Origin of the sequence: Gallibacterium genomosp. 1, from assembly GCF_001678575.1 — a bacterium.
In the GTDB taxonomy this organism is placed as follows: Bacteria; Pseudomonadota; Gammaproteobacteria; order Enterobacterales; family Pasteurellaceae; genus Gallibacterium.
This window is the reverse complement of the sequence record NZ_JTJP01000059.1, coordinates 1-21,254: the sequence shown is the minus strand read 5'-3', so window position 1 is coordinate 21,254 and position 21,254 is coordinate 1. Positions and strand designations below refer to the sequence as shown.

The following is a 21,254-nucleotide window of genomic DNA, read 5'->3' as shown; positions in this document are numbered from 1 at the left end:
TCCTTTTATGAAATTTAGTCTTTATGCCAAAAGAATTTCGCCCATAGTAAAACTATGGGCTTTCTTTTTTATGTTTCTTTTATACTTCCATACTCTTCCGGCAATCCTAAATTCAAAAAATAGCCTGCTTTATCTTTTTCAACCACAAAAACTGATAATTCATCACGCCAATCACCCAAAACAATCCGTTTCCTGCCATTTTCTAAATAATGAATTGCTTGACGATGTGTATGTCCGTGAATCATTTGCGCCACCTGAAATTTGTTAAATACTTCCATTACAGTTTGCGCATTGACATCCATAATCTGCAATGATTTTTCCTTTTTATCATCCTGACTTTGGCGGCGAATGCGTTGTGCTAAATTAATCCGCCATTGCAACGGCAAACAGAGAAACAATTTTTGTAACCAACGCTGATGAACGCGTTTGCGGAATTTTTGATAGGCCACATCATCAGTGCAAAGCGTATCGCCGTGACAAAGCAAGGTTTCCACGCCAAACAACATCAATTTTTGGTATTCCGGTAACAACTGTACGCCGGTTTCTTGGGCAAACCGTTTTCCAAGTAAAAAATCACGATTACCGTGACAAAAATAACAGGTGATCCCTTTTGATGTCAGCTCACGCAATAATCGTTTAATTTCGTCGATCTGTTCCGAATGCTCATCATCGCCCACCCAAAAGTCAAACAAATCACCTAAAATGTACAATGCTTGTGCCTGTGGCGCCTTTTCCGTCATAAAATAACGAAACAATGCAAGTAAATGCGGAGACTGCATACTCAAATGTAAATCAGCAATAAAATAAATCGGTTTATCCATCTTCTATTTATCATTAATCAAGAAAGGAAATACTATAAAGCATTTTCCGCATAAACGCTTTGTTCTTTTGTACTTGTTCCCCTAATTTCGCTATACTTGCGCTAATTTATGTGAGGGATAAGCTATGCTTAAAGTAATTCGTATTATTGTAGTCGCTATTTGTTGTATTTTAATCTGTATCATTGGTTCTCTTTATTCATTAATTAATTTTAAAAATCCGAACAATGTGGCGGTATTTGCACACTGGTTTGCTCGTCTCCACCCACTTTTCGGGCTGAAAGTCGAATATCGTTATCCTCAAGGTGCAGACAAATTTGAACGCTGTATTTATGTTGGTAACCACCAAAATAATTATGATATGGTTACTATTTCTCATATGGTAATGCCTCGTACTGTCAGTGTTGGGAAAAAAAGCCTAATTTGGATCCCATTTTTCGGCATACTTTACTGGATTACCGGTAATATTTTTATTGATCGAGAAAATCGCAGTAAAGCCCACAACACAATGACAACCCTGGCTAAACGCATTCATAAAGATAATCTTTCAATCTGGATGTTTCCTGAAGGCACTCGCAGTCGTGGGCGCGGTTTATTGCCATTTAAAACTGGGGCATTTTATGCTGCTGTTGAAGCTGGTGTGCCAGTCGTGCCTGTTGTCTGTTCATCAACACATAATAAAATTGATCTTAATCGTTGGCATAACGGCACCGTAATTTGCGAAATGTTACCGCCAATCGACAGCAAAGCGTACAATAGAGAAAGCGTGCGCGATTTTGCCAAAGATTGCCACGATCTGATGGCGCAACGTATTGCTGAACTTGATGCCGAAATTGCGCAGAAACAACAGAAATCCTAGTTAAAAAACAGGGAGGAAATTATGGGAAATTATTCACGTCGCCGCTTTTTACAAGGTTCTTTAGCAATTGTTGCCGGCAATGTTTTGCCTTGTACCGTTAGGGCTGATAGCAATCCTCCTCTCTGGATTCCTCCTTTAACATCTGTCGGTCGTGGTTCGCCGATTTTACTAAATGCTCGTAATGTCAAAAAAGCCTTTAATAACAATAAAGTAGATGCTTGGGGCTTTAACGGTTTTTACTTAGGGCCGACCATTAAAATGAAACAGAATGACTTCCTACGTCTTACTTACCGTAATAATTTAACAGAATCTATTGCCATCAATATCCAAGGTTTACAAGCTAACGGCGAGATTTCAGGCAGCATTAACCGCAATTTAGCCCCTAACAGTTCTTGGTCGCCGATAATTCAGATCAAACAATCTGCTTCAACCTGCTGGTATCACAGTGATACTATTGGTCGTTCCGCTTATCAAACCTATAGAGGTTTAGTCGGAATGTGGATTATTGAAGATGAAGAAAGCAAAAAAAACTTATTACCAAACAAATATGGCGAAAATGATATTCCATTGATTTTACAGGATATTTCTTTAAATTATAATGGTCAGCAAGTCTTTAATCTGGAAAAAAACGCTTTTTTAGGTAAACAACTTTTTGTTAATGGACAGTGTAACCCGTTTATCAATGTCGCACGAGGCTTTATTCGTCTTCGTTTATTAAATGCTTCGGTTTCACGCTCATATTATCTGCATTTTGATAACCAACAACCTTTCTTCAAAATTGCCTCTGGATTGGGATTTCTCTCTCAGCCACAAGAACAAAAAGCATTGTTATTGGTGCCCGGTGAACGGGTTGAAATTTTAGTCGATACAAATCAGAACAAACCGTTACGCCTACTTGCCGGAAATTCAGCAAATATTATTGATAAAGTGAGAGGTTGGCTAGGAATATCTGATCATCTAGAAAATAATCTTGTTGTCGAATTACGTCCTCAAGGTTTAGCTTCCGCTTTCGCACAACAAAAGCCGACTTTACCTGATGCGAAACTGGGGCTACCACTCTCACCACAAAAAGAGCGACATATTCACTTAAGCACTCAGGATGCAATGATCAACCAACGACGCTTTGATCCTCGTCGTATTGATATTTTTGCACAATTAAACAGTGTTGAACGTTGGATACTTACTGCAGATCAGGCTACTGGTTTCCAATTACAAGGAGCAAAATTTTTGATTGAACAGCAAAATGGCGAACGCAACAAAAAAGAGATGTTGGCTTGGACAGATACCGTTTGGGTAGAAGGCGAAACACGCATTTTAGTACAATTTGATAATCCTTCTTCCAACTCCTACCCATTTATTTTTGGGGCATCCAATCTATTACTCTCAGATAAAGGCTGTATGGGATTACTGGTTGTTCAATAATCAAGTTTTGTGGCAACAATATTGTCCGCTTAAGGAATTGATAATCGGACAATTCTCACTATCATCTCCCGGACATTGAGAAGCTAATGTTGTCAATTTGGTACGCATTTGTTGTAGTTTAGCAATCTGAGCATCAATTTCGTCAATCTTCGCTAAAGTTTGTGCCTTAACATCTGCACTTCGTCGGTGAGGATTGCGATACAATGCCAATAATTGTTCACATTCTGGCAAAGAAAACCCTATTTCCCTCGCTTCACGAATCAAATTTAATGCTTCAATATGCTGCATATTATATTGGCGATAACCATTAACACTCCGATCTGGCGGCGCAATCAAACCTTTCTGTTCATAAAATCGGATTGCTTTCGCACTCAGATTAGTCAATTTAGCTACTTCATTAATATACATCTTTTCTCCTTGACTTTAACCTTGCTGGAAGGTTTATTGTAGCACCGTTTGATGAGTTCGCTACACAGCCTGAACTCAATACCAACAAAAAAATACAAAATATATGGAGAATAAAAATGACACTATTAAAACTTTCTGATCTCTCTTGCCAACATTGTGTAAAAAACGTAACTAATGCACTTTCCTCCGTAGCTGGAGTGGAAAATGTGAAAGTTTCCCTACATTATGCCTATGTTGAAGGAAATGCTGATACCGAAGCATTAATCAAAGCTGTGGTTGATGCCGGTTATCAAGCTGAAGTTGCTACCGAACCAACTCAAACCTTATCTTTATCGGGTCTTAATTGCCAACATTGCGTCAATAGCGTAAAAAACGCACTTGAAAAATTACCTGATGTGGTGTTTGCCGATGTAGAAAAAACTTCTGCAAACATTTATGGTGATGCTACTTTGGAAACCTTAATCAATTGCGTAGAACAAGCCGGTTATTCAGCAAAGTAGCCTCTCAACGTGTTGAATCCTGTCAGCCACAACACGTTGAAGCTGAAACAATAACGGCTGACGCACGATCACCTAGCACTCCACAAGAAAATGAACAGCTATTTCTGATTAGTGGTATGTCCTGTGCTGCCTGTGTTGCCAAAGTTGAAAAAGCAATCCGAAAAGTCTCTCAAGTTGAACAGGTTAGAGTGAATTTAGCAGACAATACCACTACCGTAGTCGGTGGAGATACAACTCAAATCTCTCAAGCAGTTGCCTCTGCTGGTTATCAGGCAGAATTGCTTGAAGATGAAATCACTCGGGCGCAAAAAATTGAGCAAAAATATCAACAAGATATTCAGCACAAAATCAAACAAACAACAGTAGCGTTGATTGTCGGTTTCGGTTTGATGATCGCTATGTGGTTAAAACTACTACCATCATATGAACAGTTTGGACAGCAACAGCCTCTTTGGTATCAAAGTTTCTATTTGCTGATAAGTTTATTAGTTATTGCTGCAATTTACTATTCGGGTAAACACTTTTTCGTGCGTGCTTGGACAAATTTATTGCACAAAACAACATCAATGGATACTTTGGTGGCATTAGGTACATTAACAAGCCTATTGCTTTCACTGCTGATTATTCTCTTTCCGCATCAATTTACGCAACATCATCTTTATCTGGATTCCGGTTTAATGGTGATTGGTTTCGTCAATATCGGCAAAATTTTAGAAAGTCGTGGTAAAAAATCCGCCAGCACAGCCTTATCGGCTTTAATGGATCTTTTGCCGCAGCAAAGCACGGTGATTGAAAACGGACAGACCAAAACGATTCCGACCAAACAAGTACAGCCGCAGATGCTATTGCAATTACAAACCGGCGATAAAATTCCGGTTGATGGCAAGCTCAATTCGGGCGAACTTTGGGTGAATGAAGCAATTCTGACCGGTGAATCTCAACCGATAAAGAAAAATATCGGTGATGTCGTTACCGCCGGAACCTTGGTCAGCAATGGCGGTGGGCAGATGTTGGCAACGCAAACCGGTCGCAACACCACATTGGCACAAATGATTCGGACAATCGATCAGGCGCAAACCTCTAAACCGCAGTTAGCGACACTGGTTGATAAAATTGCTGCCATTTTTGTGCCAACCGTTTTACTTATCGCCACCTTGACTTTCTGTTTGTGGTTGTTCAATGGTGCAGATATTAGTGCCGCCACTTTGGCAGCTATTTCCGTTTTGGTTATCTCTTGCCCTTGTGCATTAGGGTTGGCGATTCCAATGTCGATTATTGTCGGAACAGGACAAGCCGCTAAATTGGGCATTTTGGTAAAAGAGGCAAACGGATTACAGCACCTTAGCCAAGTCAAACATATTTTCTTTGACAAAACCGGCACGCTCACCAGCGGCAATACACAAGTAACCGCTGTTTGGCAACAGAACAGCGAAAGTGTCGCTATCGCCGCCGCAATCGAACAAAATATGGTGCATCCTTTGGCTCAAGCAATTATCCAATTTGCACAACAGCAATCTGCCGTTTTGCCTACTATCGAGCAAGTCAATGCGATTTCTGGAAAAGGACTGCAAGCGATCATCGAACAACGACAATGGCTTTTGGGCAGTTTAAGTTTTATGCAGGAACAACAGGTAGATCTGCAACCTTGCCAAACTTTTATTCAGCAACAATTACAACTTGCCGCCAGCTTAGTCTTTTTAGCCAACGGTAAAAAGGTAATTAATGTGTTTGCGATCAGCGATCAGATCAAACAGGATGCCTCAATCGCATTACAACAACTTAAACAACAGCAGATTGATTGCACAATGTTGACAGGCGATAATCGCCAAACTGCAGAGGCTTTTGCCAAACAGCTCGGCATTACACAGGTGATTGCGCAAGCCACACCGCAACAGAAAGCAGAACAAATCAGCCAAAGTCGTCAAAACGGCATTACCGCAATGGTCGGCGATGGCGTGAATGATGCGCAGGCATTTGTGATGGCGGATGTTTCAATTGCAATGGGCAACGGTGCCAAAGTTTCAATGGAAACAGCGGATTTAACTTTGCTCAATGCTAATTTGATGACATTAGTCAATGCGATTCGTATCGCCAAAGCTATCTTTAACAATATTAAATTAAGTCTATTTTTTGCCTTTATTTATAACGTTATTTTGATTCCGGTTGCTGCATTCGGTTTGTTAAACCCAATGTGGGCAGCGTTGGCGATGGCGTGCAGTTCAATTACGGTTGTAATTAATGCCAATCGACTTCGTTATTGGAAATAGTAGAAAATCAAGGAACAATAGAAATATCGAGGAACAGTAGGTTCGCCCCAATCGGCGAACCTACTTTTTTAAACATTTTATTTCTGTGCTACCAGCTGTAAAAACAGCTGCATAACACGTTCATCTACGCTTAATTCCGGATGAAAAGAGCAAGCCAATAAATTGCCCTGCTTTACTAAAACGGGACGTTTACCAATTTCAGCCAAGACTTCCACCTCTGGCGATAACAATGTTTCCACATAAGGCGCGCGGATAAAAATTGCCGGAAAAGGTGATGATAAACCGTTAACATCTAAATAGGTTTGAAAACTGTCCACTTGTCTGCCAAATGCATTACGACGCACCGAAATATCCAACAACGATAAATAAGGCTTTTCACCGCCGACAATCTCTTTCGCCAATAAAATCATTCCGGCACAAGTAGCAAAAACCGCTTTGCCCTGTTTCACAAATTTCCGGATCGCCTTGATAAAGCCATAATCACGCATCAATTTGCCGATTACCGTGCTTTCACCACCGGGTAACACTAATCCGTCTAAACCGTCCAATTCTACCGGCTGTTTAATCGCTATCGCATCAACGCCCAACTTTTGCAACTGCGCAATATGCTCACTTACCGCGCCTTGCAAGGCTAATACACCGATCCGATAACCTTGATTGCCACTCATATTACCATCCTCGTTCCTGCATCCGTTCTTCTAAACTTAATTTAGCAATATCAATGCCCTTCATTGCTTCGCCTAAATCTTCTGATAAACGCGCAATCAAATCATAATCCTGATAGTAAGTTGTCGCTTGCACAATCGCTTTAGCAAATTTTTCCGGATTTTCCGATTTAAAAATACCTGAACCAACAAACACGCCGTCTGCACCTAGCTCCATCATTAAAGCCGCATCTGCCGGCGTTGCCACACCACCCGCCGCAAAATTCACTACCGGCAAACGCCCTTGTTGTTTAATTTGTAATAACAACTGATAAGGCGCGCCCAAATTTTTAGCTTCTGTCATCAACTCATCTTCACTCATTGCCACCACTTTACGCACTTGAGCATTCACTTTGCGCATATGACGCACCGCTTCCACGATATTGCCGGTTCCCGGTTCACCTTTGGTACGCAACATTGCCGCACCCTCGCCGATACGGCGCAATGCTTCGCCAAGGTCACGACAACCGCAAACAAACGGCACAGTATACTCACTTTTTAACAAATGAAACTCCTCATCCGCCGGCGTTAACACTTCACTTTCATCAATATAATCAACGCCCATTGCTTCCAGTACTCTTGCTTCAGTGATATGACCGATTCTGACTTTTGCCATTACCGGAATGGAAACCGCATTCATCACCTCTTTGACAATTCTAGGATTAGCCATTCGTGCAACACCGCCGGCAGCACGAATATCTGACGGCACACGCTCCAACGCCATTACCGCAACCGCACCCGCTGCTTCTGCGATTCTTGCTTGCTCTGCATTGACGACATCCATAATCACACCGCCTTTTTGCATCTGCGCCATACCGCGTTTTACCACATCACTTCCAACAATCTTATTCATTTTTTTCTCCTTGCTTCGATAATTGAATTGTTATGCGGTTGTTATTTTTCGCTATTCAGATATGATTAAAAGTATCAGTTTTAATAAATTTAACCAGATCAGATTTAAAAATTAAATGAACGAAATCCATTTAAAACTTAATAAAAACAGTGATACGCCGCTCTATTTACAACTTTATCAACAACTTAAAAAAGATATTAGTGCCGGCATCTTGGCATTGGGCGAAAAGCTACCGTCAAAACGCCACTTAGCAAAATCCTTATTGGTTAGCCTTAGCACGATTGAAGCAGCTTATGCACAATTACAGGCTGAAGGCTATATTGAAGCGCAACCACGTGCGAGGTTTAAAGTCTGTTTTGATCATCGACAACTATTTCATAACGATCTACCGCTTAAAGCAGACAGAATACAAAAAACAGACAAAATTTATCGCTTTGATTTCAATCCTAACGCTATCGACACTCAAACCTTTCCACTTAATCTCTGGAAAAAACAGCTACGCCGATTAAGTAACCATCAGTTACAACAGCTTCTCTGCCTTGGAGAAAAACAGGGAGATAGCTATTTACGTGAACAGCTAAAACATTATCTTTATTCCGCTAGGGGAGTACGTTGTCAAATTGAACAGATTATTATCATTGCAGGTGCGGAAACAGCAATGACTCAATTATGTTGGCTATTTGATCATTTACAAGAGAAACAACCATTTAAATACGCAATGGAACAGTACGGTTATGCCGCAGTAGAAAAGCTCTTAACCATTATTCATAAAGAGATCATTAAATTACCAATTATTAATGATTCACAAAAAATTAATCTCGAATTGCTTGAAAAACACAATATCAATATTCTGTATGCAACCCCTTCGCATCAATATCCTTATGCCAATGTGCTGTCCATTAATGAACGCCACCGGCTGCTTGAATGGGCTGCGCAGCAAAAAAATCGCTACATCATAGAAGATGATTATGACAGTGAATTTCGCTATCAAGGGCGACCGATTCCAGCATTACAAAGTCTGGATCACGCCGAAAAAGTGATCTATCTCGGCTCATTTTCCAAACTGTTAATGCCCTCATTACGCCTAAGTTTTATGGTATTGCCACCACATTTACTCAAACATTATCAACAAGTATGCGGACAATTTAATTGCACCGTTCCTCGTATTAATCAACATCTGGTGGCAAATTTAATGCAAAGCGGTGATTTTGAACGCCATATCCAACGTATGCGCACACATTACCGTAAACGTATGGAATTATTATGCCAATTACTACAACCCTATCGGCGAAACATCCATTATTACGGCACCCAATCCGGTTTTTACTTATTAATTGAGCTTTTCAATGACCACAGAACACTAGATGAACTGACAACCTTAGCGGAACAGGCACAAATCAAACTTTACCCGATTTTTAACCAACAACAAAAACGCCTGTTTTCGCTCGGTTTTGGCAATCTAAGCAGCACAGAATTAACACAAGCTATCCCATTATTAATGCAAACTTGGCATTATTCTCCTGACAATATTTCCACTTAAAATAACTAAAACAACTTGCTTTATCGGATAAAAAAGCATAGTGTATTTTCCCCATTTAATCATCAAGAGGAAATAGTATGTGTAAGTTATTAATAAATAAATTAAGTAAATTCACCATAGCTCTTTCAGCTATATCCGCTACCACATTTGCTAATGCCGATATTTTAACTTCGGTGCGGCCACTTGGTTTCATTGCCTCATCAATTGCTGATGGCGTAACAAAAACGCAAATACTTATTCCTGCCGGTGCTTCGCCACACGATTACAATATGAAACCTTCTGATGCAAAACGAGTTCGTGATGCTGAATTTGTACTTTGGATCGGCAAAGATATTGATGCTTTTTTAGAAAAATCTATTGCACAACGTGATGCAACCAGCGTATTAACTATCAGTAAATTAGCCGGTATTGAATCGTTATTAGGCGAAACTTCAGCTCACGACCACGACCATGACCACGACCATGACCACGACCACGACCATGACCATGACCATGACCACGACCATGACCATGACCACGACCACGACCACGACCACGACCACGACCACGACCACGACCACGACCACGACCATCATCACTCAACCAACGAATTAGAGCAAGATTGGCACGTCTGGTTTTCACCGAAAATCAGCGAACAAGTTGCAGAACAATTAGCTCAACAGCTCACTCAACTTTATCCGCAACACCAAGCTAAAATTGCCGCTAACCTCGAAACATTCAAACAACAGTTAACCACAACAAATCAGCAAATTACTCAACAACTTGCCGAATTTAAAGACCAAGGTTTTTATGTTTTCCACGATGCTTATCGTTATTTTGAAAATGCTTACGGATTGCAACAAACTGGTTATTTCACTATTAACCCTTTGATTGCTCCGGGAGCTAAAAAATTAGCAAAAATTAAAGAAGAAATTAATGAACATAAAGTTAAGTGTCTTTTTGCAGAACCACAATTTACCCCGAAAGTGCTTCAAACCTTGCAACAAAGTACAAATGTCAAAATCGGACAATTAGATCCGATGGGTGAAAAAATTGCTTTAGGAAAAGGATCTTACAGTGCATTTTTACAGCAGATCGCTGAGGATTTTTCTGATTGTTTAAAAAATTAAGATAAAATAGGGGTTATCCTTAAAAAGGATAACCCCCTATTTTTAATATTAACCCCAATATTGTGATAATATAACTAATAAATTATTCAGATCTTTTTTGCTGCAATAACCAATCATAAACAACGGGACTATTAAATACAGCATCCCATGTATTATGAGCATTATTATTGATAAATCCATTATCCCCTGAATTTAAAAATGTAAACTCTGTATAACGTACATTTTTATTATGCAGCTTATATTTTAAGATCATAAAATTTTTCCTACTTCCCTCGACTGGAGATACTTTATCTTCCTTACTATGAAAAAACCAAATGGGAATATCTTTTATTGGAGAAAGTAATGAAGCTGTTGCTTTACCATCAATATATTCTACCGTACCAGCTTCCCTACCACTCATTAATAAAGCTGCTGCAAAAAAATTAGGTCTATCTAATAATAAATACATAGCTCCTTCTGCACCTCTTGATAATCCTATAAGATAAATACGATTTTTATCAATATCAGGATTTTGTTGTATAGTTTCATCAATCATTTTTAAAATTAAATTACGTCGATTATGAGTTTGCCAATGTATTCCACCTTTTTGACCTTTATTTTTATCATCAAAGGGATCAAAAACAGATTGATATTGAGGAGCTAAAACAAAGCTAGAAGAGTAGTCTAGGATACTTATAGCCCCTCTACTAGATAACAAATGAGCAATATTATCATTACCTATTTGTCCTGAACCATGTAAGAAAATTACTAAAGGATATTTTTTACCTTTCATTATATTGGGAGAATATAACCTATAATTTAAATAGTTATTGGGATTATCTATATAAACTTTTTTAGGTTGAAATTTATCTAAAATTATATTTTCAACATTCTTAGACTCTGCTGTAACTTCTGTTATATTAGGTGATATTGTTTTTCCATTACTAAGTTTAATTAAACCTTTCTGTTCAATAGTATATCGCAATCTATCTCCATAAAAATGAGGTATCTTATTACTTTGTACAATTTGTTTTGTAATAATAGAACCAGCTTTATCTTTCGCTAAAAAAGTCATTGGTTCTTTATTTACAGTTTCTAATTCATAAGTTCCAGATATTGTATCTCTAGGATCTAATACTAAAAAAACTGTATTCCCAATTTCAGGTTTGTTTTTTAATCTAAAATCTTTCTGAGTATAAGCATCTAAAATATTACGGTAACCCAATGATTTATTATCCAATTTTACCTCTACCTGATATAAATTAGATAAATTTTTCCCTAACAACAACTCATCTTCATATTGTAAAGTAATTCCTGTAATTTTTTGCCCTGTTTCAGTTACTTCTGTAATTAATTTTGCATTATTTGGATGAGTAGATTGATATATTTTATCTGGCGCTAACTCTGAATATGCTAATAAAGGTAGAAATAGAAAGAATAAAATTTGATAACTAGCTTTCATATAAGCTCCTTTTAAACATAAGTACTCTACAATAAGCCATGTAGAGTACTTATTAAATTACAAATTTTCAGTTACAATTTTTTAGTTTGCACTTTAACATAGAGCAAAATTGCAGCTAGCACACCCAATGGGAACAATAAGTCAAATACTGATCCGTCAACACCAAAAATTAAGTTGGCGATGATCACACAGCAACCACCTATTGCCCAAGCGATAGTTGTCGGAATTGACCAGACAATCATCTGTTTCTTGACATCACTAATTCCCATCATTCTGTTTACTACCCAGAATAGACTATCATTGAAATATCCAAAGAAGAGTGATCCCATTGTCGCCGCCTGTGCTGCCAACAACATATTCACATTAGGAATTGACATTAAGATCGGTGCAGAAATAGATGCCGCGGTCACCATTGCTACAGTACCGGAACCTTGAATAAAGCGAACTAAGGTTGAAACAATAAACGGAATTAAAATTGGTGAAATAGGTAAATTAGCAACTTGTTCCGCAAGTTGTTTTCCTGCTCCGCTATCACGCAATACCGCACCCAATGCACCGCCGGCACCAGTAACTAACAAAATAATTCCGGCAGTTTTTACCCCTTCTTCTAAGTGTAACGCTGTTGTATTTTTATCCACATTCGGTAATAAAGTATAAACAGAAACTAGAACACTTAACGCTAAAGCGGTGATAGGACTTCCCACAAAGGTAATTATTTGGTAAAAATAACCGTTTGCCATTTCAGGAGCAACGCCCTGTTTTATTAATAGGTCAACAATCGCTTTAATGAAGATTAATACAATCGGTAAAACTATCGGTAGCATTGAAAGAGTGAGGCTTGGTAGGTCTTTTTTCTCTTTCTCTGCAATATAGTTATCATATTTTTGTTTTAACTCTTCATCAGTGAATGCTTGTTGGTTGAAATCGGGGTATTTTTTATCTAACCATTTAGCATAAAGAACTATCCCGATCACCGCCGGAATGGCAAACAACATTCCCAATAACAGCATCGCACCGACATCAACACTAAATAATCCGGCAACACCTAATGGGCCAGGTGTCGGAGGTACAGTATGGTGAGTAACTACCAAACCACCTGCCAATGCTACTCCCAAAGTAAGCAGAGATCGCTTACCATTTTTCGCTAATGCTTTTGCAACTGGATACAAAATCACAAAAGCGGAATCAACAAAAATTGGAATACTAACGATGTAGCCGGTAATAGCTAACGCCCACTCCTCTTTTTTCTCTCCTAAGAATTTGATGAAACTGTATGCCATTTTCTCCGCTGCACCGGATACTTCCAGAATACTTCCCATCATTACCCCTAATCCGATAACAAGACCGATACTCCCTAAAGTACTACCAAAGCCTTTAGAAATAACAGATAAAGTATCGGACGCATTTAATCCTCCTACTAAACCTGCTATCGCTGAAGCAATCAACATTGCTATGAATGCGTGAACACGGGTGCGCAACACTAAAAACAACAGTACCGCCACGGCAATAATTAACCCAATTATTGGGATCGGCAAACCAAACATAATGATTTCTCCTGTTATAGATCTTTATTAATAAATTGATGAATAACATCTGCAAAGTGATTATCAACAACAAAGCCGAGTGATAACGCACGCGAAATATCAATTTTCGCCGGCCAACTTGCCACAATGTCATTAATTTTCTGGTCAAATTGATAAGTAACTTTATTAAGAATATCCTCCCCTTTAATTAACGCTAATTCGTGCAACATTGTCTCAACAGTGATGGTAAATCCTGGCAAATTTACAACGTGCCAATCACGTTTATCTAACGATGGTAAAGTTAATGCCCTAATAAAATTCGCAACTACGGTATCTGGACTGGAAAGCCATAATGCAAGAGATTTATCAACCGGACAATTAGCCATTTCACCAGTTAATGGTTCACGAATAATGCTGCTTACAAATGAAGATGCTGCTTTATTAGGTTTTCCCGGACGGATACAAATAGTTGGTAAACGTAAAACTAATCCATCAACAAAGCCTTTGCGGGTATAGTCATTAATCAACAACTCACACATTGCTTTTTGTGATCCATAAGTGGATTGCGGTGTTACTGCTGTTTGATCTTGAATAACTGCTGGTAAATCTCCACCAAAAACAGCTAATGAACTAGAAAAAATAAAACGAATATTTGGATTTACCGCTCGACAACTTTCTAATAAATTACGAGTAGCTAGAAAGTTTATTTGATAGCCCAAATCAGGATCTTCCTCAGCGTGGCTACTTACAATCGCCGCCAAATGAAAAATTGCATCAACATCCGCTGTCACAATCTCTTTTACTGCCGCTTCCTGACGCAAATCCATCTTAATGCTGCGAACTCTCGAATCTTGATTTGGAATAACAGGCTCATTAATATCAACAAGGATCAACTCATCAATTTTGACATCTTGTTGCTGTAACAATGTTCTTGCCAATCTTTGACCTAAAAATCCTTGTCCACCGGTAATAATAACTTTCATCTTTTTTCTCCTCTTTATTTGTTATTCATTTTTATACTTATCAAACCAACCTAACCCATCTTCTGTTTTACCGCGTGGGTTATATTCACAACCAACCCAACCTTGATAACCGATATCATCAAGTTTTTTAAAGATATAGGAGTAATTGATTTCACCTTCATCAGGTTCGTGACGATCCGGAACGGAGGCAATTTGCACATGAGCAAATTTGCCCTGCAATTTATCGGTTAAACGTGCCAAATTGCCATCTACATTTTGTGCGTGGAAATAATCAAGTTGAACGAAAACATTATCGCGATTAATTAAATCCACTAATTCCAAAGTTTGATATTGACTTGATATCAAATAATTCGGTTTAACTTGTGGGCTTAATGCTTCCAACAACACATTAATTCCGTGAGCTTTAAATTTATCAGCGGCATAACGAACATTATCAATAAAAGTTTGCTTGTATTTTGCGTATTGAGACGGTTCAGGCACTACGCCAGCCATTACGTGAACATTTGGACAACCTAAAACAATCGCATATTCAAGAGCTAAATCAATGTCTTTATGGCTATCGACTTCACGCCCCGGAATAGCAGAAACTCCCCATTCTCCAGCAGCAACATTACCCGGTGCAGTATTGAATAACACCTGTTTTAAACCGTATTGATCCAATTTTGCTTTTAATTCCTCTGCCGGATATTCATAAGGGAAAAGATATTCAACATATTCAAATCCCGCTTTGGCTGCCGCTTCAAAACGATCAAGAAACGGCACTTCTGTAAACATCATTGATAAATTTGCTGCAAACTTAGGCATAACTATTTCCCCCTATTTTTTAAATCATTCACTTCATCATCTGAGAGATAACGAATATTCTGTCCTTGTAAAATAAACATTAACTTCGCTGTTTCTTCCAACTCTTCGCTATTATCCACGGCATCTCGTAAATCACTGCCACAAACCACTACACCGTGATTTGCTAATAAAAATGCTTTACTCTCCTTGGCTTTCGCTGCCAAATCTCGCCCTATTTCCGCAGCTCCTGGTCGATAATAAGGAATCACCGGCAAACGACCGACACGCATCACGTAATAAGGTGTAAAGGCTTTGATAGCATTGTCATAATCCAAATCCGCTTTGCAGGATAATGCTGTCAAATAAGTGGAATGAAGATGAACTATCGCATTACATTCCGGTTTTTCACGATAAAGCGCTAAATGAAAAAAATACTCTTTTGATGGTTTTTTACCGCTCAACAATTTACCTTCAGCATCAATTACAGAGATTTCCTCTTCATTCAAACGCCCTAAAGAAGATCCTGTTGGTGTAACTAAAAAACGATTATCATCTAATCTCACCGAAATATTTCCTGCACCACCAACGCTAAAGCCACGTTCAAACAACGAGCGCGAAAGTTGCACTAATTGTGTTTTAATTTCTTGCTCCGTCATTTCATCATCTCCTGTGCATAGCTAAAGAAAGATTCTTGACCGAAATTACCTGATTTCAATGCAAGATAAACCGGCGCATCCAACACGCCCAACCAAGGTACGCCCGGAGCAATCTGTTTACCAATATTGAAACCTTTAAAGCCTAATTTTTGTACTACAATACTTGAGGTCTCACCGCCAGCAGTAATAAAGTTGGTCACACCATAATTACGTAATCTTTCCGCTAATTGGGCAAATGCCTGTTCAATCGCCTGACTGGCAGTTTCCGCTCCAAATTGTTGTTGAATCTGCTTTAATTTTTCCGGAGCAACAGTGGCATAAACCAAAGGAGCCTGAGCATCATCCAAATGTTCAACAACCCAATCAAAAAGCTGTTCAACATAATTATCATTGCTCAACACCTGTTCCACATCGAGCCACTGTGTTGCTGCTTTAGTCTGATAATATGCCACCTGTTTATTGGTCATCACTGAACAAGAACCAGATAAAATGACTGTTTTACCTTTTGGTGGAACAAAGGCTTGGTGCCGTTTACCTTGTGCCTGATGCTGCGCCATATAAGCCGCTAAACCGGAACCGCCAGTAACCAATTTCATATCAGCAACCGCTTCCGCTAACACGGCTAATTGCGAATTATCAACTGCATCAATCACGGCATAACGAAAACCTTGTTGCTGTAAATTATGAAAACACCGTTTAACGTTATCTGCACCTTTAATGACTTCAGCATAAGGTACTAATCCTGTTTTGCCTTGTGCTTGACGATCCATTAAACGCATTAAATTCGCATCTGTCATCGGGGTAATCGGGTGATTCTGCATACCTGATTCATTCAATAACATCTGACCAACAAAGAGATAACCGTTAAAAATTGTGCGTCCATTTACCGGTAATGCTGGTGTAATAATGGTAAATTTCTCATCTAATTCATTTAATAATGCATCAGTTACCGGGCCAATATTCCCTTCTGCTGTGCTGTCAAAGGTTGAACAATATTTAAAATAGAATTGTGTTGCACCATTATTTTGTAACCAATGCAACGCTTCTAAAGATTGTTGCACCGCTTCCTGTGCAGGATTGGAACGTGATTTCAAGCTAATCACAATTGCATCCACTTCTTGCTCCAATGCGGTTTGAGGCACACCGTTCATTTGTACAGTTCGTAAACCATTTTCCACTAAAAAACTGGCAATATCACTTGCACCTGTAAAATCATCTGCAATTACACCCAACATCTTACTTCTCCTGTTTTTTTGGTAATTCAACACCACTGAAAATTTTAATCACCGCACTATCATCCTGTTTACCATAACCAGCGTTGCTAGCTTCAGTAAACATACTGTAAGCAGTGCTTGCCAAATGGAGCGGGAATTTCAAAGATTTTGCAGTATCATTAACCAAACCTAAATCTTTCACAAAAATATCAACCATTGATAATGGGCTGTAATCACCTTCCACAACGTGTTTCATTCGATTTTCAAACATCCACGAATTACCGGCAGCGTGAGTTACCACGTCATACATTAAATCAAGAGGAATACCCGCTTTTGCCGCTAATGCCATCGCTTCAGCTCCTGCTGCAATATGCACTCCGGCTAATAATTGATGAATAATTTTCACGGTTGCCCCTAACCCAATTTCTTCACCAATGTTGTAAACTTTGCTTGCGGTAGCATCCAACACTGGTTGTAACGCCGCAAAGGATTCTTTAGAGCCAGCTGCCATCACTGTCATTTCCCCAATCGCAGCTTTTGCTGCACCGCCAGAAACCGGTGCATCCAACATTAACAAACCCAAATTTGTTAATTTTTGTGAAATTTCTTTTAAATCTTGTGCAGAAATTGTAGATGAAACCATCACCGCTGTGCCCGGTTTTAATTGTGCCGCTAAGCCGTTATCACCGAACAACACTTGATTAACCTGTTTGGCATTCACCACCAATAACACAACCGCATTCAATTTATCGGCAAACTCGCCGGCATTCTTCGCCACGCCTTTTGCACCGGCATTTTTAAGTTTTTCAAGTAATTTATCATCTAAATCAACGCCATAAGTATCTAAGCCAGCTTTAACACAAGATAAAGCAGCACCCATTCCCATTGCACCCAAGCCAACAACGGCTACTGAATATGTCATTTTTAATCTCCTTAGTTGTTTATTTTTTGATGCCAGTATATTAAGCGATTTCAAACTTAAATAATGCGATCTAGATCACATTATTTAACAAATATTCACATAATTATGTTTTATTTTGTTAAAAAGGATTTCCATAACTGTTGAATAAAGCGCATCTCTATGTTTTTATTAAAAATAAATCTTATTGGATAAAACAAATGTTCAACGTTATAATTTGAAAAAAAGCAATTAGGACAACAAAATGATTCCCGCAGAACGACAAAAACGCATCCTAAATATCGTCAGTGAACAGAATATTGTCAGTATTAATACCTTGATGGAAATGCTTGGTGTTTCCCATATGACGATTCGTCGTGATATTCAAAAATTGGAAGAAAAAGGTGAGGTGGTTTCTGTTTCCGGCGGTGTGCAGATCCAAGAAAAACTGGCATTTGAGCCGACTCACACCGCTAAATCGCTGCTGTTTCAGGCACAAAAAGAGCAAATCGGCTTGTGTGCTGCCAAACGCATTCCGGAAAATGCCACTATCTATCTTGATGCCGGTACAACCACGTTAGAAATTGCCCGCCATATTGCTGATCGGCAAGATCTGTTAATTATTACCAATGATTTCGCAGTAGCAGATTTTTTAATCAATCACAGTCAAGCTGAATTAATTCATACCGGCGGCAAAATCAATAAACAGAATCGCTCTGCGGTCGGTGAACTGGCGGCACAATTTCTGCGAAACATTTCGATTGATCTTGCTTTTGTATCGACTTCTTCGTGGAGTTTAAAAGGTCTTACCACACCGGATGAAAGTAAACTGGCAGTTAAACGTGCAATTTTGGCATCAAGTCGCCACAAAACGTTAGTTACCGATTCCTCAAAATACGGTAAATTGGCAACCTTTTGGATCTGTGAATTAACCGCCTTTGATAGTTTGATCACTGATGATCAGTTGCCGGAAAATATCCAAAAAGCAATCAAAGCAATGGATATTGAATTCGTTTTAGCCGGCAGTTGAATTACGGTGGGTAAAACGTTTTTTAGTTTGTCTCTGTTGCGGTACATTTCTTAACGACATTAATTTTTGTAGATCAATCTGTTGGATCAATTGCGGTAACTGTGTAGTCAGTTGTTGCATAAAAGCTTGATAACTCAATTTTTTTCGGTAAATTTGCTCCAGTTGCTGCTCCCAATGTGCTGTCATATCAGGTTGTGTCGCAATATCAGGCAATGCCCCGATTAAAATTCGCCCAGCTTCAGTGCTATGAATTTGTCGCCCTTTTTTAGTTAAAAAACCACGCTTGAACAATAATTCAATAATACCAGCGCGCGTAGCTTCCGTGCCTAAACCATCCGTTTCTCTTAACACTTTTTTCAAGGCTTTATCCTGTACAAATCGAGAAATTCCTGTCATTGCTGACAACAAAGTAGCATCAGTAAAATACATAGGAGGTTGCGTTTTTTTATTCAGCACTTCCGCACTGGAACAGTATAATTCATCACCTTTTTTTACCACTGGTAATGCACTTATATTTGACTGCGGATCAGCATCTTCCTTACCTTGTAGTTTTTTCCAACCAGCATTTGCCAATCCTCGTGTTTGTGCAATAAAAGTACCGTTATCTATTGATAACTGAATCTTTGTTTTATGGTATTCCGCATCCGGATAAAATTGCATTAAATATTGACGAGCAACCAACTGATAAATCTTCTGCTCTTCACTGTTTAAACGCAAACCCTGTTTAGCTGTCGGTATAATAGCGTGGTGAGCTTCAACTTGTTTATCATTCCAACAGCGATTTTTTTGTGTAGGATCAAACCCCTCTACAAAGGATTGATATTGCTGACAATTATTAGAAATCGCCACAAAAATTTTCTCACGATCCACAAAATGCTCTTCCGGCAAATAACGACAATCCGAACGAGGATAAGTAATAGCTTTATGTGTTTCATATAAACGTTGACAAATATCCAACACCTGTTGAGCGGACATTCCATACATTCGAGCAGCATCAATCTGCAGCGCAGACAGAGAATAAGGCAAAGGTGCAGTTTCTTTTTCAGTTTTGTTTTGAAAATCTGTTACTAATGCAGGTTTTCCACTCACTTTTTTGACCACGTGTTCCGCCAATGCTTTCGATAAAATTCGCCCTTCTTCATCTTGATAAGGTTCACAAGCCTCACTCGGTTTCCAGAGTGCTTTAAATGGGTAACCCTTCAACTGAGGATTATCAGCAACCGTTTCAACAGAATGATGAATGATTGCTTGAACTTCAAAAAAATCTTTTGGTACAAAATGTTCAATTTCCAAATCACGGCGTACAATTAAACCTAATACTGGCGTTTGCACACGACCAACTGACAATACCCCTTGATAACCAACCTGTTGCCCCCTCAAAGTATAAGCACGCGTCATATTGATACCATAAAGCCAATCTGCGCGTGTGCGTGCCAATGCGGAAATAGTTAAGAATTTAAAATCTTGATTTGATTGTAACTTATTTACCGCTTTGCTCACTGCCGCCGGATTTAAATCATTGATTAAACACCGCTGAATTGTAGCAATCTTTTCTTTTGGTAACTTAAAATAAGCAAATAGCTCATCAACTAATAACTGCCCCTCCCGATCTGGATCGCCTGTATGCACAATAATATCTGCTTGTTTTAACAGTTGTTTAATAACGGCAAGTTGTTTAGCTGTTGATTTTTTAGCTAAAAACTGCCACTGCTGTGGAATGATTGGCAAATGATCTAAACGCCATTGTTTAAATGTCGGATTATAAGCATCCGGCTCTGCCAGCTCCAATAAATGTCCGACACACCAAGTAACATAATCATTCTCACCACAACGAATAAAACCATCATTACGGTGGTGGGGTTTAGGCAATACATCAGCGATGGCACGAGCTAAACTTGGTTTTTCTGCAATAAAAAGGCGCATAACAATAATAAAAACAAAAAATGATAACTATTGTAGTAAAGTAAAAGACTTTTTTGTAGCCATAAAAAATGGATGAAAACTTATGATAAAAATCAAACAAACGAACCATTTATTTTATAAAAATAACAAAATTAACTTAAATAAAGTTGAATTTGGTATAGAATGATTAAATTCATCTAGGGTTATTATTAGTATTTTATGGTAACCAAATATTATATTTTATAAAACAAAAGCAAGACGTTTACTGTAAATAATTTTACAATAAATTCGTCTATTTTTACGGAGAGCTTTAATGATATTTAATATTATCCAAGCAAGCAAGC

General features: G+C 38.7%; 19 protein-coding genes. 7 read left to right on the top strand and 12 right to left on the bottom strand.

Annotated elements, in window-relative coordinates:
- Nucleotides 1-68 precede the first annotated feature (68 nt).
- The gene (gene lpxH, locus QV04_RS10140) at nt 69-821 is read right to left on the bottom strand and encodes a UDP-2,3-diacylglucosamine diphosphatase (protein WP_065231677.1); all 753 of its coding nucleotides are present in this window, start codon (nt 819-821) and stop codon (nt 69-71) included.
- A gap of 124 nt (nt 822-945) precedes the next feature.
- Between lpxH and QV04_RS10135 the strand changes: the two genes are divergently transcribed.
- Both QV04_RS10135 and QV04_RS10130 read left to right on the top strand, forming a co-directional pair.
- A complete protein-coding gene (locus QV04_RS10135) occupies nt 946-1,677 on the top strand; it encodes a 1-acylglycerol-3-phosphate O-acyltransferase (protein ID WP_065231678.1) in 732 nt (243 codons plus the stop codon).
- Between the two features lie 21 nt (nt 1,678-1,698).
- On the top strand, nt 1,699-3,099 hold the full coding sequence (locus QV04_RS10130) for a multicopper oxidase domain-containing protein (protein ID WP_065231679.1): 1,401 nt from the start codon (nt 1,699-1,701) through the stop codon (nt 3,097-3,099).
- On the opposite strand, the gene cueR is transcribed toward QV04_RS10130, so the two are convergent.
- Nucleotides 3,100-3,507: a Cu(I)-responsive transcriptional regulator gene (gene cueR, locus QV04_RS10125; protein WP_039154971.1), complete on the bottom strand. Its 408-nt coding sequence runs from the start codon at nt 3,505-3,507 to the stop codon at nt 3,100-3,102.
- 116 nt (nt 3,508-3,623) lie between these two features.
- On the opposite strand from cueR, the gene QV04_RS10120 reads away from it, so the two are divergent.
- Both QV04_RS10120 and QV04_RS10115 read left to right on the top strand, forming a co-directional pair.
- Entirely contained in the window at nt 3,624-4,007 is a 384-nt protein-coding gene (locus QV04_RS10120) for a copper ion binding protein (protein ID WP_065231680.1), read from the top strand.
- Nucleotides 3,974-6,274 carry a heavy metal translocating P-type ATPase gene (locus tag QV04_RS10115; RefSeq protein WP_065231681.1) on the top strand — a complete coding sequence of 767 codons (2,301 nt, stop codon included), beginning with the start codon at nt 3,974-3,976 and terminating at the stop codon, nt 6,272-6,274. The genes QV04_RS10120 and QV04_RS10115 overlap by 34 nt, the downstream gene beginning before the upstream one ends.
- A 77-nt stretch (nt 6,275-6,351) precedes the next feature.
- On the opposite strand, the gene pdxT is transcribed toward QV04_RS10115, so the two are convergent.
- Nucleotides 6,352-6,942 (bottom strand): pyridoxal 5'-phosphate synthase glutaminase subunit PdxT, encoded by a 591-nt coding sequence (gene pdxT / locus QV04_RS10110; RefSeq protein ID WP_065231682.1) that lies wholly within the window; start codon nt 6,940-6,942, stop codon nt 6,352-6,354.
- 1 nt (nt 6,943) lies between these two features.
- Nucleotides 6,944-7,831, bottom strand: a complete 888-nt coding sequence (pdxS, locus tag QV04_RS10105) for a pyridoxal 5'-phosphate synthase lyase subunit PdxS (RefSeq protein WP_065231683.1) — start codon at nt 7,829-7,831, stop codon at nt 6,944-6,946.
- A 115-nt stretch (nt 7,832-7,946) separates the two neighbouring features.
- On the opposite strand from pdxS, the gene QV04_RS10100 reads away from it, so the two are divergent.
- On the top strand, nt 7,947-9,371 hold the full coding sequence (locus QV04_RS10100) for a PLP-dependent aminotransferase family protein (protein ID WP_065231684.1): 1,425 nt from the start codon (nt 7,947-7,949) through the stop codon (nt 9,369-9,371).
- Between the two features lie 77 nt (nt 9,372-9,448).
- Nucleotides 9,449-10,480, top strand: a complete 1,032-nt coding sequence (gene znuA, locus QV04_RS10095; RefSeq protein ID WP_065233429.1) for a zinc ABC transporter substrate-binding protein ZnuA — start codon at nt 9,449-9,451, stop codon at nt 10,478-10,480.
- 82 nt (nt 10,481-10,562) lie between these two features.
- Here the strand turns inward: znuA and QV04_RS10090 are convergent, their stop codons facing one another.
- The 7 genes from QV04_RS10090 to ltnD all read right to left on the bottom strand — a co-directional run bounded on the left by QV04_RS10090 (nt 10,563) and on the right by ltnD (nt 18,002).
- Nucleotides 10,563-11,921 (bottom strand): alpha/beta hydrolase-fold protein, encoded by a 1,359-nt coding sequence (locus tag QV04_RS10090; protein ID WP_065231686.1) that lies wholly within the window; start codon nt 11,919-11,921, stop codon nt 10,563-10,565.
- A 71-nt stretch (nt 11,922-11,992) separates the two neighbouring features.
- Nucleotides 11,993-13,465 carry a gluconate:H+ symporter gene (locus QV04_RS10085; RefSeq protein WP_039090585.1) on the bottom strand — a complete coding sequence of 491 codons (1,473 nt, stop codon included), beginning with the start codon at nt 13,463-13,465 and terminating at the stop codon, nt 11,993-11,995.
- A gap of 14 nt (nt 13,466-13,479) precedes the next feature.
- On the bottom strand, nt 13,480-14,427 hold the full coding sequence (gene denD / locus QV04_RS10080; protein WP_065231687.1) for a D-erythronate dehydrogenase: 948 nt from the start codon (nt 14,425-14,427) through the stop codon (nt 13,480-13,482).
- Nucleotides 14,428-14,448: 21 nt separating this feature from the next.
- The gene (locus QV04_RS10075; protein WP_065231688.1) at nt 14,449-15,231 is read right to left on the bottom strand and encodes an HPr family phosphocarrier protein; all 783 of its coding nucleotides are present in this window, start codon (nt 15,229-15,231) and stop codon (nt 14,449-14,451) included.
- A gap of 2 nt (nt 15,232-15,233) precedes the next feature.
- The gene (locus QV04_RS10070; protein ID WP_039137271.1) at nt 15,234-15,866 is read right to left on the bottom strand and encodes an aldolase; all 633 of its coding nucleotides are present in this window, start codon (nt 15,864-15,866) and stop codon (nt 15,234-15,236) included.
- On the bottom strand, nt 15,863-17,101 hold the full coding sequence (otnK, locus tag QV04_RS10065; protein WP_039090582.1) for a 3-oxo-tetronate kinase: 1,239 nt from the start codon (nt 17,099-17,101) through the stop codon (nt 15,863-15,865). Before otnK ends, QV04_RS10070 begins: the two co-directional genes overlap by 4 nt.
- A gap of 1 nt (nt 17,102) precedes the next feature.
- The gene (gene ltnD, locus QV04_RS10060; protein WP_065233428.1) at nt 17,103-18,002 is read right to left on the bottom strand and encodes an L-threonate dehydrogenase; all 900 of its coding nucleotides are present in this window, start codon (nt 18,000-18,002) and stop codon (nt 17,103-17,105) included.
- A gap of 241 nt (nt 18,003-18,243) precedes the next feature.
- Between ltnD and QV04_RS10055 the strand changes: the two genes are divergently transcribed.
- The gene (locus QV04_RS10055; protein ID WP_065231690.1) at nt 18,244-19,008 is read left to right on the top strand and encodes a DeoR/GlpR family DNA-binding transcription regulator; all 765 of its coding nucleotides are present in this window, start codon (nt 18,244-18,246) and stop codon (nt 19,006-19,008) included.
- Here QV04_RS10055 and QV04_RS10050 read toward each other — a convergent pair.
- A complete protein-coding gene (locus QV04_RS10050; RefSeq protein ID WP_065231691.1) occupies nt 18,994-20,931 on the bottom strand; it encodes a DNA topoisomerase III in 1,938 nt (645 codons plus the stop codon). The two genes, QV04_RS10055 and QV04_RS10050, sit on opposite strands and share 15 nt — an antisense overlap.
- Nucleotides 20,932-21,254: the final 323 nt, after the last annotated feature.

Coding starts and splice junctions, on each gene's coding strand:
- QV04_RS10050 (WP_065231691.1), bottom strand. CDS start 20,931: ATGCGCCTTTTTATTGCAGAAAAACCAAGTTTAGCTCGTGCCATCGCT.
- denD (WP_065231687.1), bottom strand. CDS start 14,427: ATGAAAGTTATTATTACCGGTGGACAAGGATTTTTAGGTCAAAGATTG.
- QV04_RS10055 (WP_065231690.1), top strand. CDS start 18,244: ATGATTCCCGCAGAACGACAAAAACGCATCCTAAATATCGTCAGTGAA.
- cueR (WP_039154971.1), bottom strand. CDS start 3,507: ATGTATATTAATGAAGTAGCTAAATTGACTAATCTGAGTGCGAAAGCA.
- QV04_RS10100 (WP_065231684.1), top strand. CDS start 7,947: ATGAACGAAATCCATTTAAAACTTAATAAAAACAGTGATACGCCGCTC.
- QV04_RS10085 (WP_039090585.1), bottom strand. CDS start 13,465: ATGTTTGGTTTGCCGATCCCAATAATTGGGTTAATTATTGCCGTGGCG.
- QV04_RS10135 (WP_065231678.1), top strand. CDS start 946: ATGCTTAAAGTAATTCGTATTATTGTAGTCGCTATTTGTTGTATTTTA.
- ltnD (WP_065233428.1), bottom strand. CDS start 18,002: ATGACATATTCAGTAGCCGTTGTTGGCTTGGGTGCAATGGGAATGGGT.
- lpxH (WP_065231677.1), bottom strand. CDS start 821: ATGGATAAACCGATTTATTTTATTGCTGATTTACATTTGAGTATGCAG.
- QV04_RS10090 (WP_065231686.1), bottom strand. CDS start 11,921: ATGAAAGCTAGTTATCAAATTTTATTCTTTCTATTTCTACCTTTATTA.
- QV04_RS10120 (WP_065231680.1), top strand. CDS start 3,624: ATGACACTATTAAAACTTTCTGATCTCTCTTGCCAACATTGTGTAAAA.
- pdxT (WP_065231682.1), bottom strand. CDS start 6,942: ATGAGTGGCAATCAAGGTTATCGGATCGGTGTATTAGCCTTGCAAGGC.
- otnK (WP_039090582.1), bottom strand. CDS start 17,101: ATGTTGGGTGTAATTGCAGATGATTTTACAGGTGCAAGTGATATTGCC.
- QV04_RS10070 (WP_039137271.1), bottom strand. CDS start 15,866: ATGACGGAGCAAGAAATTAAAACACAATTAGTGCAACTTTCGCGCTCG.
- pdxS (WP_065231683.1), bottom strand. CDS start 7,831: ATGAATAAGATTGTTGGAAGTGATGTGGTAAAACGCGGTATGGCGCAG.
- znuA (WP_065233429.1), top strand. CDS start 9,449: ATGTGTAAGTTATTAATAAATAAATTAAGTAAATTCACCATAGCTCTT.
- QV04_RS10130 (WP_065231679.1), top strand. CDS start 1,699: ATGGGAAATTATTCACGTCGCCGCTTTTTACAAGGTTCTTTAGCAATT.
- QV04_RS10075 (WP_065231688.1), bottom strand. CDS start 15,231: ATGCCTAAGTTTGCAGCAAATTTATCAATGATGTTTACAGAAGTGCCG.